The sequence below is a fragment of the Chroococcidiopsis sp. genome, assembly GCF_051657925.1.
Classification (GTDB): domain Bacteria; phylum Cyanobacteriota; class Cyanobacteriia; order Cyanobacteriales; family Chroococcidiopsidaceae; genus Chroococcidiopsis.
Genome location: NZ_JBOFLP010000018.1, coordinates 1 through 11914 on the forward strand (window position 1 = coordinate 1; position 11914 = coordinate 11914).

Annotated in this window: 14 protein-coding genes and 3 pseudogenes; 13 read left to right on the forward strand and 4 right to left on the reverse strand. The window is 45.3% G+C overall.

Annotated features, from left to right (window positions below; genetic code table 11):
* Both ACRC32_RS01445 and ACRC32_RS01450 read left to right on the forward strand, forming a co-directional pair.
* Window positions 1-1077 (forward strand): discoidin domain-containing protein (locus ACRC32_RS01445; RefSeq protein ID WP_438552309.1); only part of this gene is annotated, 1077 nt, incomplete at its 5' end.
* Between the two features lie 5 nt (window positions 1078-1082).
* Window positions 1083-1349 carry a hypothetical protein gene (locus tag ACRC32_RS01450; protein WP_438552310.1) on the forward strand — a complete coding sequence of 89 codons (267 nt, stop codon included), beginning with the start codon at window positions 1083-1085 and terminating at the stop codon, window positions 1347-1349.
* A gap of 78 nt (window positions 1350-1427) precedes the next feature.
* On the opposite strand, the gene ACRC32_RS01455 is transcribed toward ACRC32_RS01450, so the two are convergent.
* Window positions 1428-1967, reverse strand: a complete 540-nt coding sequence (locus tag ACRC32_RS01455) for a hypothetical protein (protein WP_438552311.1) — start codon at window positions 1965-1967, stop codon at window positions 1428-1430.
* A gap of 28 nt (window positions 1968-1995) precedes the next feature.
* Here ACRC32_RS01455 and ACRC32_RS01460 point away from each other — a divergent pair, with 28 nt between their 5' ends.
* A complete protein-coding gene (locus tag ACRC32_RS01460) occupies window positions 1996-2997 on the forward strand; it encodes a hypothetical protein (RefSeq protein ID WP_438552312.1) in 1002 nt (333 codons plus the stop codon).
* Complete coding sequence (locus ACRC32_RS01465) at window positions 2987-3421, forward strand: YidH family protein (protein WP_438552313.1); 435 nt, start codon at window positions 2987-2989, stop codon at window positions 3419-3421. The genes ACRC32_RS01460 and ACRC32_RS01465 overlap by 11 nt, the downstream gene beginning before the upstream one ends.
* 47 nt (window positions 3422-3468) lie before the next feature.
* Here ACRC32_RS01465 and ACRC32_RS01470 read toward each other — a convergent pair whose 3' ends face one another.
* Entirely contained in the window at window positions 3469-4011 is a 543-nt protein-coding gene (locus ACRC32_RS01470; protein ID WP_438552322.1) for an MOSC domain-containing protein, read from the reverse strand.
* Window positions 4012-4058: 47 nt separating this feature from the next.
* Here ACRC32_RS01470 and ACRC32_RS01475 point away from each other — a divergent pair.
* The 4 genes and pseudogenes from ACRC32_RS01475 to ACRC32_RS01490 all read left to right on the forward strand — a co-directional run.
* Window positions 4059-4175 (forward strand): annotated as a pseudogene (locus ACRC32_RS01475) (helix-turn-helix domain-containing protein); the annotation flags it as partial.
* 22 nt (window positions 4176-4197) lie between these two features.
* Window positions 4198-4425, forward strand: a pseudogene (locus tag ACRC32_RS01480) (DUF4926 domain-containing protein); the annotation flags it as partial.
* A 533-nt stretch (window positions 4426-4958) separates the two neighbouring features.
* The gene (locus ACRC32_RS01485; RefSeq protein WP_438552314.1) at window positions 4959-5600 is read left to right on the forward strand and encodes an AzlC family ABC transporter permease; all 642 of its coding nucleotides are present in this window, start codon (window positions 4959-4961) and stop codon (window positions 5598-5600) included.
* Window positions 5601-5671: 71 nt separating this feature from the next.
* Entirely contained in the window at window positions 5672-5983 is a 312-nt protein-coding gene (locus tag ACRC32_RS01490) for an AzlD domain-containing protein (protein WP_438552315.1), read from the forward strand.
* A 22-nt stretch (window positions 5984-6005) separates the two neighbouring features.
* Here the strand turns inward: ACRC32_RS01490 and ACRC32_RS01495 are convergent, their stop codons facing one another.
* On the reverse strand, window positions 6006-7493 hold the full coding sequence (locus tag ACRC32_RS01495; RefSeq protein WP_438552316.1) for an ABC transporter substrate-binding protein: 1488 nt from the start codon (window positions 7491-7493) through the stop codon (window positions 6006-6008).
* Window positions 7494-7497: 4 nt separating this feature from the next.
* Between ACRC32_RS01495 and ACRC32_RS01500 the strand changes: the two genes are divergently transcribed.
* On the forward strand, window positions 7498-7758 hold the full coding sequence (locus ACRC32_RS01500) for a hypothetical protein (RefSeq protein WP_438552317.1): 261 nt from the start codon (window positions 7498-7500) through the stop codon (window positions 7756-7758).
* Here the strand turns inward: ACRC32_RS01500 and ACRC32_RS01505 are convergent.
* On the reverse strand, window positions 7755-8771 hold the full coding sequence (locus ACRC32_RS01505; protein ID WP_438552318.1) for a sulfate/molybdate ABC transporter ATP-binding protein: 1017 nt from the start codon (window positions 8769-8771) through the stop codon (window positions 7755-7757). The two genes, ACRC32_RS01500 and ACRC32_RS01505, sit on opposite strands and share 4 nt — an antisense overlap.
* Before the next feature lie 325 nt (window positions 8772-9096).
* Here ACRC32_RS01505 and psb34 point away from each other — a divergent pair, with 325 nt between their 5' ends.
* From psb34 to ACRC32_RS01525, 4 genes and pseudogenes are all read left to right on the forward strand, one after another.
* A complete protein-coding gene (psb34, locus tag ACRC32_RS01510) occupies window positions 9097-9267 on the forward strand; it encodes a photosystem II assembly protein Psb34 (RefSeq protein ID WP_438552319.1) in 171 nt (56 codons plus the stop codon).
* A gap of 266 nt (window positions 9268-9533) precedes the next feature.
* Window positions 9534-9707 (forward strand): annotated as a pseudogene (locus ACRC32_RS01515) (WD40 repeat domain-containing protein); the annotation flags it as partial.
* A 253-nt stretch (window positions 9708-9960) separates the two neighbouring features.
* Complete coding sequence (locus ACRC32_RS01520; RefSeq protein WP_438552320.1) at window positions 9961-11466, forward strand: thymidylate synthase; 1506 nt, start codon at window positions 9961-9963, stop codon at window positions 11464-11466.
* On the forward strand, window positions 11463-11914 hold a 452-nt coding region (locus tag ACRC32_RS01525), incomplete at its 3' end, for a deoxycytidylate deaminase (RefSeq protein ID WP_438552321.1). The genes ACRC32_RS01520 and ACRC32_RS01525, both read left to right, overlap by 4 nt.

Here is an 11914-nt window from a genome sequence, read left to right on the forward strand (position 1 = left end):
ACAGGCAATTCACAAGCAGACTTAGACGTGACGGAAGCCGCCCGTATATCTTTGGCAGTGGCAAAAAAGCGTGGCATTGGCAGACTCGTATGGCATTACTGGGCATGGGATTGGAACGCACTCGCAACGTCCGATACAGGTGGGGCGAGTGGCGATAGTACGAATAAAACAAATGGCAGTCGTCCGACAAATTTAACTTGGTTGGGCGAACAAGTGTGGGACGATTCCCACAATCTCTCCGAACCGAAACTAGGCATTCCACTCAATCGTTTTGCATGGAAAGCAAGTAGTTCGGGAGGAAATGTCACAGCCGCAATTGACAATGACTTTCGGACGCAATTTGCGATCGCCAATGCGAGTTCTAGTAATTGGTTTGCTGTCGATCTCGGTTCGTCGCAGTCGTTCAATAGAATCATGATGGATTCTCGCAAAGCCGCTAGTAGTTTTTTACGAGACTATCAGGTGTATGTCTCTAACACTGCTAAGTCAAAAGGAAATTTGGTTGCCAGTGTCAAGGGAAACGCCATGGCACGAACGCAAGTGTCTTTTCCGACGCAAAAAGCTAGGTATATTAGAATCGTCCCGCAAAAATTTGCGAAAAAGTCAAAGCCCGATTGGTCGTTTGCCGAATTTTTAGTTTATCGTGCTGGAACTGAAAGAACGGTTGTGGGCAAAAATGAATTAAATCCGCGTAACTGGCAAGCCTCAGCCAGCCGCAAAGGTACGTGGGATCGAGAAGCGCCAGATATGGCAATCGATCGCAACCCAGATACGCGCTATACCAGTGGAGCAGCAATTGTGAATGGCGATTGGTTTCAAATCGATATGCGATCGCCCCAAACAGTTAGAGCGATCGTCATGAATGCAGGTTCCTCAGCCGACGATTACCCGACAAGATTTGAGGTTTACGTAGGTAACAATCCCAACCAATTTGGCAAACCCGTTTACCAAGGTCTAGGTTCTTCCGTGACGAGGATCGGCTTAAATTCTCCTGTGAGAGGTCGCTATATTCGCATCGTCAACAAACAAGAGAAAAAAGCTTGGTGGTCGATCCACGATTTTCGGGTGCAAGCGTAAGCTTTATGGCTTCTATCGAAATTGCGATCGCGCTTGAGAGACAAACTCGATACAATTTTCTAAAAGGCGAGTTCAAGTTAGGAATTATGTACTCAGATGCAGACCGTCCAGCAAACAACGATGCTTCTCATGAGGAAATTCCCATTTTGCGGCGACAGTCAATCCACCCAGACAGTCTCAAGTTCATGGATATGGCAAAAGAGTTACTCGACAGCCCAGAAATTAAACAAGCAATCTCTGACGAACGACAGGAAAAACCCCAGGAACAGTGAGCAGGGAGCAGGGAGCGCACGAGCAGTGACCAGTGACCAGTGACCAGTTAATTCTGAATTACGACTTACGACTTGTTGTCAAGCGATCGCTCTGACTAGACCGATTGTCATTTGAAGCGGTATCCAACCGATTAAACAGATCGCGATCGCCCAACCAGAGGAAATATCTAGACCTTGGCGGACTGCTATAATTGCCGCCAGCAAACTCCACACGGCTAAAACTCGCTCAATTGGTTGACCCAATAGAGGAATCAGAGTTAAAAAGTTGAGAGCTTGGGGGGCGTAAGCCAAGCCCAGAGGAATCATCAGCGCTCGAAAAGTTACGCGATCTCGTTTAAACCAGTCACCAATTTTCCAAATCGTCAAAGTCCAAAAGTAGTAGCCGATGACGACACCGATCCCACTGCCCAAGAGCCTCAAAATTAACGACGGTAGGGGAACTCGGTTGATTAAAAAAATCACAGCACTACCGAAAGAGTAAGAGATGGCTGCAAGAACAACCACTATTTGGGCGAAGCGGCGGTTTTTCGCGTTGATAGGAATATGTTCGTAAAAATTAGGGTCTAAAGTTAGTGCTTCCCGTAGTAAACTCCAAAGATTGCTATTTCGATCGCGCACTTTAAATTCCTTGAAAAGTGAGTAGTGAATGGTAAGGTTTGTTAATTGGCTGCGGAGCGGAAGCTTAAGACTGCTAGTTCTAGCGGGAATTATACTTTTGATTTGGGGCATGTTCTCACCCGTGGGAACTTTGGTTTGGTGGCTATCTCAAGAAGTGGAAAGTTTGGGGCTAAAACCAAAGCCAGATAAGCAATTGCAATTGAGTGGCAGCTCAAATTCTCAAGGGCAGTCGGCAAATATAAATTGTTACATTGTCTTTTTAACAGGCGTAGGAGATTTTTCAGCCAACCAGCTATTACCTGGGGAAGAAGTCTTTCTCAACCGTCTCGAACAAGCGCATCCTAACTGCGTTACCGTACGCGATGTCTTTCCCTATTCAGCCGCAAATGAAAGTTTGGGGGGAGAGCGCTTTTTATCTCCCTTGTGGCGTTTTGCAGATGAGGCTAAAGGTTGGTATGGTGTGGCGGATGTGTTAATAAAAATTCGCAACCTCTGGCGTTTTGCGATTTCTGCCGACGATCGCTATGGAAAAGTCTATAACTTGGGGATTGCTAACGCGATCGTTGACCGGATGCAAGCAGCTCACCCCTTATCCCAAACATCTCAGCAACCAATTAAGATTCTATTGATGGGGACGAGTGGTGGCGCTCAAGTTGCCCTTGCTGCAACTCCATATCTCGATCGATGGCTGCCAAACACTCAAATTGCAGTTGTCTCGATTGGAGGTGTGTTTGGTGGCACAGATGGTTTTAACACGGCTGAGCAGATTTATCATTTACAAGGTCAACGAGACTGGGTAGAGGATATTGGCAGAATTATTTTTCCCTCTCGCTGGATTTGGACGGTAGGTTCGCCGTTCAATCAGGCTGTCAGGCAGGGTCGTTATACGGTACATTCAAGCGGACCGCACGAACATGATGGCGCAAAAGGCTATTTTGGTATGGAGATAGTTGGTGAGAAAGGCATGAGATATGTAGATTTAACGCTACAAAAGGTAAATCAGTTGCCGATTTGGTCGAATGAAAAATAGCACGAACAGAAAATCGGAAATCGATCGCCAACGGGAACATCAAGCCAACGAGCGGACTTTCTTAGCTTGGTTGCGGACTGCGATCGCTTTAATTGGTTTTGGGTTTGCGATCGCTCGATTTGGTCTATTTCTGCGCCAACTTCAAACAGCCGTGACTCAACAACCTACGGTTGCCGATCGCAATTTAGTTAGTTCGGAGAATTTGGGGGTTAGCCTAGTTATAGTTGGCATCTTCACGATTGCCTTAGCAGCTTGGCGATATAACCGAGTTTTTGGGCAAATTGAAAGCGGTAACTATCGCCCCAACCGTTTAGCGATCTGGCTTTTGGCAGTCATCATGATGGCTCTGGGAACTATGAGTATTCCGCTAATTTTGGGTCGTTCTGCACCATCTTCACCTACATCCGAGCGCGATCGAAATTAATTCGTAGTCGATATTCGCGAAATTCACAATATCGATCGCTTTTGTGCTTAAATGCGATCGAGCATCTGGTGTGGCTTTGGTGGTAATTCTACATGAATTGGATCGCTTGGCTTGACCTCACCACCAACTATCACTATAGCCATCACACCCGCTTTGCGGACTAATTTACCCTGAGCGTCCTTATCTAACACTGCTGCCATCAAACCTGACTGTATGCCGTTAAGTTGGGCGCAAGGATTTCGCAATCCAGTAATCTCGATAACAGCATCTTTACCTAAATGTAACCGCGTGCCTACAGGTAGAGAGAGTAAATCGATACCTCGCGTTGTCATGTTTTCTCCTATCTCGCCTGCAAGAATGTTAAATCCCTTGGCGCGAAGCTCGTCGTGCAACTCAGCATGTATGAGATGGACTTGGCGCAAATTTGGCTGATTTGGATCGATCTCAACCCGCGATCTATGCTTGACTGTTACGCCCATGTGTGCGTCTCCCTCTACTCCTAATCCCGCCAGTAGCCGAATGCTGGTTTGCTCGTACTTTTTCAGAGTGTGAGATGCGCTCTTATGCACGGCTTCGACGATCGCATTCATCATGTGGTGTTTTTATAGTTAGCAAGATCGTATACTATCGGTTGCTAGGAAGGAGAATCGCGCAGGTGGCACAGCAAACGGGTTTTGCAGATCAAAGTCATTTAACCAGGCAATTTAAGTGTTTTATCGGAGTCACGCCAGGGAAATATAGTAGTTCTAGATAATACCTCTTAAGGAGTCTTAAATATGGCGCTGGAGTTATACCAAGAGGTTGCTTTAACTCGCGACTTACCAGAATCTAATCTCAGAGCAGGAGACATTGCAACGCTGGTTGATTTTGTCTCTCATCCTAGTGGGGGTGAAGCGGGATGCGTGCTGGAAGTCTTTAATGCAGTTGGCGAGTCTCTGGCAGTAATCTCTGTCCCAATTTCTACTGTAAAGGTTCTACGTGCTGATGAGATTTTAACAGTCCGTTTTGCTAAAGGAGATATTATTAATCAATCAGATTCTTCCTTTGTAACTGGCGTTGATAAAAGAAGCATCAAGTATGGTTCCAGCGATAAGATTATGGGTGACAAAATTGATACCCAAATTAATAACTCTCAAGATTTAGCTCAAGCTGCTAAAGATATTAAAGCTCTACTGGATAGACTTTCAGCAGATTATCCCAGCGATAGCCTTAGAGTTCTTGGAGCAAAAGCAGTGGATCGAGTCGAGAAAAGCCGAGAGCTAAAATCTCGACTTCTTAGGGGAGTCAAAGCAGGTGGGTTTGCAGCTTTGGAAAAGACGATCGATCGCCCAGTTGCTAAATTCTTCATTGAAGGTATAAAAGAAGTCTTGAAACCATAAATGCGTTGGAGCAGATCTGCAATGTCATCACGCTCCGTTTATAGTTCTCTCATCACTGCTCAACTTAGCCGTGACCAATAAGTATACAGCAAGATCGTTCAAGACTGAATTTGTCTCCACTACCTAAACTAGGGCTGTAGCGAATTCGAGAACGGTCAATGCAGGAGTTTTTGAAAGGCATCCATCGCGCCTTGGGGGTGGGAGTTGGTTATTTCCCTGTAGCAATGAGTTTTGGGGCGCTAGCAACTGGGGTAGGCTTATCTGTACCAGCTGCGGTTACGATGTCTATTTGGGTTTATGCTGGTGCTGCCCAATTTGCCGCATTGGAAGGAGTCAAGCAAGATCTCTTCTGGATGAGTATCGTGCTGACAATGCTGCTAATTAATTTGCGCCATATTCCGATGAGTCTGGCTAGCGATCGCATTTTCAACTCTTTTGGGCTGAAACAGCGATTATTCCTGGCTCACGGGCTTACAGACGAAGCTTTTGCTCTAGATATTACTAGCAAACCGCGATCGCATTTCTACTATTTCGGCATTCATATTCTATGTTGGTTGAGTTGGATCTCTGGGACTTGGTTGGGATGTCAAATCGGGGCAAAGTTACCCGTACAGTGGTTGAGTTTCGCTTTGCCAAGTTTATTTATCTGTCTTCTGGTTGAGAGTATTGGCGATCGCCTCAGTCGAGAGTGGTTGGTAGTGGCGATCGGTATTGGTTTGGTACTGGTAACTCAGGGTTGGGGGACGTGGGGTTTTTTATTGTCGATTTTGGGGGTTACTTGCGTGGCTGTGGTGTTATGAGAAAAGATTTAAACGCAGATAAGTGAGTAGTGATTCGTTTTTGAACACTGATAACTGATAACTGACAACTGATGAATATTTGGTGGATTATATTATTAGCTGGTTTGGGTACTTTCTTGATGCGAAGTGTGGGCATTTGGGTGCGGACAGATCGGCTGCAAGCGGGTTGGTTGGATAAAGTTGGTTTTGCGGTAATTTTGGTGATGGCTACTAGTAGCGTGGCTGATTTAGGACAGTCACCTGTAGAAATTTGGGGGGCGATCGCCGCAAGTCTAGTTGTTGTAGTTGCGAGTATTTATAAGCTACCGTTTCTCCTACGTATCGCCTTTGGTTGTCTCGTCTTTGGCGCGATCGCCAGCCTATCAAAAAGCCCCCCTTTTTAAGGGGGGGGTTGGGGGGATCGTCTCAGCCTTTCTTCATCTGCCACAAGGGAAGTTTCAAAATCGGGTCGATTTGTACGCCTTGAAGTCCTTTTTGAGCAAAAACGTAGTCTTTATTTTGAACTAGAGGAATAATTGGCACGTCTTGGGCGATCGCATCTTGAATTTCGCCAAAGATTTTTGCCCGGGCTTGCGGATCTTGTGCTTGGCGCTGTTGGGCAATTAACTTGTTCATGCGATCGCTGTAGTAGAACGAACCTTGGCTTTGACTAGCACCATTCTCGCAACCGCTAGCATCGCCTTTAGGACAACTTAAAAATGGTTGAATGTAGTTATCGGGATCGCCAAAATCGGGATACCAATCTTGTAAAATTGCTTGGTATGCTCCTTTGGCTTGGTTGGCGAAAAAAGTAGCTGATTCTTCTGGCTGGGGCTGAATTTGAATTATTCCTTCAAGTTTCTGCGCTGCATATCCCTTTAACGTCCCAGCAATTTGTTCTCGAATTAGGGAATAGCCAGGATAAACGACTTGTAATTTCAACGGTTTCTCTTTGGTGTATCCTGCTTTGGCTAATAGTGCTTTTGCCTTCTCCACATTGCCGTCACCATAAGCCGATTGAAACACGGGTTTATAACTGTCGAAGGTATCGGGCAGCATACTGTAGAGTGGTTGCGCCTGATTTTGATAAACTCGTTGTATCAGTAGGGGACGGTCGATCGTGGAGGCGATCGCCTGCCTAACCTCTAATTGGTCTAAGGGCTTTTGCTTGACATTCAAAATTAGGTGGGTGACGGTATTGCTTTTTTCTTCAATTGCCTGCCATCCTTTGGATGCTGCTTGCTGTTTTAAACTCTCTACCTGCTGCGGATCGAAGGTTTGATAGGCAATATCTACTGCACCCGTGCGAAAAGAATTGTATAAATTTGCCGCATTCGAGAGAATTTGAAAGTCGATACCTTGATTTGTCGGTTTTGCGCCCCAATATTTATCAAATGCATCTATCCGTATCAAATTGGGTGTAAACTGCCTTAACTGATACGGTCCCGTACCGACGAATTTTGTCGGTAAAAATTTGCCGCTACCAATTTGATAGGCTTTGGGAGAGACGGCGCACATCCCAGGAAAAGCTAAGACTGAAGGGAATGCCGCAAAAGAGTTTTTTAATTTAATTGTTATCTGGTCATTTCCCGTCGCTGCTACAGAACTCACTACATCCGACAGCAGCGCACTTGGTTTCCCGCCATTTTTGATAAACCGATTTAGCGAAAACGCCATCGCCTCGGCGTTGAATGGAGTTCCGTCATGAAAAACAACTCCTTGACGGATGGGAATCGTATAAGTTAACCCATCTTGACTGACTTTAGGTAAAGCTGTAGCTAGTTGGGGTTCTAATTCTCCCGTACCTAACTTGTATGTGTAGAGGCGATCGCACAGACTAGTAGTAATGTTAGTGCCTGCTAATTCGTAATTATCTGCGGGATCGATCGTTCTCGGTCTTAACGTTGTCCCCAAGGTAATGCGACTGTTACCCCCACCACCATCAGTAGCAGGTGTTGTTGTTTGTACTGGCGGACGGGAATTATTACAACTGACGATCAGCAAGCAGCATAGACTCAGCAGACTCAGAAACTTTCCCCACGACCAAAATTGCCGGCGCGATAAACCAAACCAATTCATATTTTTTCTTTTCGATTTAGCCAATTACCAGGAAGCAGGGAGCAGGGAGCAGAGGAGAAGCAACTACCAACTACCAACTACCAACTACCAACGGCATTAAATCGAATAGTATAGCGGAAAAGATTTCGCTTCTCTGGGTTTGACATAAACCTTTTGCTGCGGTTCGAGTTGCAGTTGGTCGAAACGATCGCGGGTGAGATGCGCCATAACCACTTGTCCGTCATCTAAAGTTAACTCTGCCTGAATTTCCCAGCCCAGATGAATAATCCGACTGACTCTCGCGGGGACACTCGTACCGTTGGGTTCTGTCTCGATCGCCACATCCTGAGGACGCAGAAAGATTTCCGGGTGGGCAGAATCAAACCCGTTACCCTGAAATATTTTCGCCGTACTCGGTAACACGTTCACTGGACCAATGAAACTCATTACGAATGCAGTGGCGGGATGGTCGTAAATTTGGGCTGGCGTTCCTACCTGTTCGACTTTACCTTTATTCATCACGACAATTTCGTCGGCAACTTCCATCGCCTCTTCTTGGTCGTGGGTGACAAATACTGTCGTAACGTGGACTTCATCGTGGAGGCGGCGCAACCAGGCGCGTAAATCTTTCCGCACTTTGGCATCTAGCGCCCCGAAGGGTTCGTCTAGTAACAAAACTCTTGGTTCTACCGCTAGCGCCCGCGCCAAGGCGACTCTTTGTCTCTGTCCGCCTGAAAGCTGCGAAGGATAGCGATCGCCCAATCCTTTTAATTGCACTAACTCTAATAATTCTTCTACCCGCCCTTTAACTTTCCCTTTGGTGGCTTTGCGAATTTCCATCCCAAAGGCAACGTTTTGGCGTACCGTCATATGTTTGAACAAAGCGTAGTGCTGAAATACAAACCCAATATTCCGATCCTGTACGCTTTGATTGGTCGCATCTTTACCTGTCAGCAAGATTTTACCGCTATCCGGCATCTCCAACCCCGCAATCAGACGTAAAAGCGTAGACTTACCCGATCCTGACGGACCTAACAAAGCGACTAATGAACCACTTTCAATCTCTAAACTGACGTTTTCGACAGCGGTAAAACTGCCAAACTGTTTCGTGACGTTTTCTACAACAATACCCATTTTGATTGAGGTAGGGGCTAGGGGCTGGAGGCTAAGGAATCAGTTATCAGCATTCGACAATAACTTATCCCTCTAATTTCCAGTTTATCGGTGGGATTACAGTAGATATATACCATACATTAGCAGCTCTTGTCTGCCGAAACTGAGTTAGTCAATACATTACAACAATTTTTCTGTCTGTTGTATTGCCGATCGCTCACCGATCGCTGATAGATAAGCAATACTTCTCTTTACTATTTATTTTTTATTTGTCAAGTTATCTTGCTTTTTCGTAACATTTTTGTTACATTAGTTTACAAGAGTTAATAAACAGGAAATAAACACTATGTACACGACTACCAACGAAGAAGGCATTCTGAATAACTACGCTACCGAGCCACAAATGTACTATTCCGAGTACCCATCCCCAGAACAACAGAGTCGCTATGCTTTTCAAGGCGCGATCGCTGGTTTATTTATCATGGCTATGGTACTAGTTGCTCTAGTTGCTAGCTAAGTTTTTTAATTTCAATATTTAAGTTCGATAACAGTAGCTCCCATCGGCATTTAATTCCTCCTCTTGCACCTCGGCTTTTGAGCCGAGGTTTTTTGTTACATCAGGACTTGCACTAGCTCGACTACACAGGCAAAACCTACCTGCGCAAAAACATTTTCCAGTCCGCGCAGGCGAACTTAGTTTGTGTAGCTGCGAATTTCATTGGCTCAAGTTTGATGCTTTACCCTACATTTTTATGCAGCCAGGGCTGAAAATTCTGATTCAACAGGCTAATTCGTACCTTAGACAAACATACGGGGGAAGTTGCTTCAGTAGCAGTTAGCCCTGACGGAGAGTATCTTGCCATTGGCAGCCACGTTCATCCTCAGAGTAACGTCACCATTAGCCCCGACGGGCATCTTCTCGCCAGTAGCAGTAATAAGATTAAAATTTGGCAAATCTAATCACAAAAATTAAATATTAATTATTCTCTGCCGCAAAAGATGCGAGTCACTAGCCATTTTGTTTCAGGTTTAGGTATTCTACAAGAGTCGCCGAACAGAGAGCGCACGAACGCACGAGCGCGGAGTCGGGTAAGTGACTGGTGGCTAGTGACTAGTGGCTGGTGACTAGTCACTAGAATTGCTCCCCCAACTTTCCCAGCTTCCCCAGCTCCCCCAGCTCTCCCCTACTCCCTACTCCCTAATTAAGCCCGTGACAGTCACCAATTCCCCAAAACAGTACCATTACCGACCTTCGCATAAACCAAACCAGTTATTATATGGCACTGGACAAGTTGCAGTAGTGACTGGTTGGACTGTCAAACAGGCGATCGCCAAGCATTTGCAAGAGAGCGAATATGCAGTCATTGGACAGTTATACTCACCAACGCGGGGAATTAACTTGCTAATCCGCAATTTACTTGCCAATCCTCACGTTCGTTTCTTAGTCGTTCTCAACGCTACTAAAGAAGATAGAAACTCAGGGGGTACGAAGTGCTTGTTAGATTTTTTCGAGCATGGCTTTGCAGCAGGTTCGAGCGATACAGGGAAGCACTGCTGGGTGATTCGTTCCTCCATTTCTGGGTATATCGATATGGAAGTCGATGCTCTTGCATTGGAACAGTTGCGGCAAAATCTTGTAGTTAAGGAAGTGTTTTCTATTACTGAAGCAGTTGAGCAGACGCGCAATTTTGTTGCTGTTACTCAACAACAAGAAATACAGCCTTGGGGTGTGCCTTTAGAATTTCCTATAGGGAGTGTAGTTCCTACAGTTTTACCTGGGACTCTTTATGGACATCGAATTGAAGGAAAAACAATTGCTGAAACTTGGGTGAAAATTATTCACCGAATCAAAACGACAGGAACAATTCGACCTACTGGCTACGATGGACAATGGCAGGAATTAATCGATTTGATGGCAATTGTCACTGACGAACCAGAGAGTTTCTATTTTCCCGAACCAAACTATCTACCATGCGATCGCGCTTTCATTCAAGAATATCTCTCGCAGATTTTAGACGACCAGCCCCATAGAGAAGGGGTGAAATATACTTACGGTCAAAGATTGCGATCGCATTTTGGTCGGGATCAAGTCGAGCAGGTGATTCAAAAGCTGATCGGAGAGATCGATGCTGCTAGTGCCGTCATGACACTGTGGGATGTGAAAGACCATGAAAAAGGTGGTAGCCCGTGTTTAAATCATATTTGGGTGAGAGTTGTCGAGCAAGAAATATCATTAACAGCGACGTTACGCAGTAACGATATGTTTTCTGCATGGGCTGCAAACGCTATGGGATTGAGAGCGTTACAACAGCATATTCGAAATGAAATTGCCGCTCGTTCTAGTTACGATTTACGCATGGGACCGCTGATTACAATTAGCCAATCAGCCCACATATATGACGATACTTGGGAAAATGTAGACCAACTGATTAAGCAGCAGTATGCAGTAATTTCTAAGCAGTTAGATTATTACGATCCATGTGGAAACTTTCTAATTGAAGTTGCAGATGGTGAGATAGTTGTTACCCAAACAACACCTGGTAGTGGTGAGGTTGTTGCTTGCTATTCTGGGAAAAATCCCTTAAAGCTATTAAGAGAAATTTGTGCTGCTTCTCCTTCCATCCGACCAGATCACTCTGGTTATTTAGGAATGGAGTTGCAAAAGGCATCTGAGTGTTTGAAAACAGGAAAGTTATATAACCAGGACGGAAAATGACAGCTAGCGATGATCAAAGACCAACATGGAATGAGTACTTTTTAATGTTGGCTAAACTAGCAGCTACTCGTTCAACTTGCCTTGCTTTTCCAGTTGGTGCAGTAATTGTTAAAAACAAGCAGGTTGTAGCAACAGGTTATAACGGTTCGCCGTCTGGTTCGGCTCATTGTACTGCTCAAGGATACTGCTATCCAGGGTTGAGCAGTTGTGACGCTAGTAAGAGCCTACCATCGCGGGCTGTACACGCAGAGGCAAACGCGATCGCCCAAGCTGCCAAACACGGTACATCTACTGATGGGGCGAGTATTTATGTCACCCTAGAACCTTGTCTATCTTGTTTAAAGTTAATTATTTCAGCTGGGATTAAAGAAGTTTTTTATGAAACTTCTTTTAATGGTGGAGAAAATGCTGTAGTGAGAGATTCCTTTGTCAAAGAAGGGCTAGTTAC

Excerpts from the sequence above, each read along its gene's own strand:
- ACRC32_RS01450 (WP_438552310.1), top strand. The coding sequence starts at position 1,083 with ATGGCTTCTATCGAAATTGCGATCGCGCTTGAGAGACAAACTCGATAC.
- ACRC32_RS01460 (WP_438552312.1), top strand. The coding sequence starts at position 1,996 with ATGGTAAGGTTTGTTAATTGGCTGCGGAGCGGAAGCTTAAGACTGCTA.
- ACRC32_RS01465 (WP_438552313.1), top strand. The coding sequence starts at position 2,987 with ATGAAAAATAGCACGAACAGAAAATCGGAAATCGATCGCCAACGGGAA.
- ACRC32_RS01470 (WP_438552322.1), bottom strand. The coding sequence starts at position 4,011 with ATGAATGCGATCGTCGAAGCCGTGCATAAGAGCGCATCTCACACTCTG.
- ACRC32_RS01485 (WP_438552314.1), top strand. The coding sequence starts at position 4,959 with ATGCAGGAGTTTTTGAAAGGCATCCATCGCGCCTTGGGGGTGGGAGTT.
- ACRC32_RS01490 (WP_438552315.1), top strand. The coding sequence starts at position 5,672 with ATGAATATTTGGTGGATTATATTATTAGCTGGTTTGGGTACTTTCTTG.
- ACRC32_RS01500 (WP_438552317.1), top strand. The coding sequence starts at position 7,498 with ATGCGACTGTTACCCCCACCACCATCAGTAGCAGGTGTTGTTGTTTGT.
- ACRC32_RS01505 (WP_438552318.1), bottom strand. The coding sequence starts at position 8,771 with ATGGGTATTGTTGTAGAAAACGTCACGAAACAGTTTGGCAGTTTTACC.
- psb34 (WP_438552319.1), top strand. The coding sequence starts at position 9,097 with ATGTACACGACTACCAACGAAGAAGGCATTCTGAATAACTACGCTACC.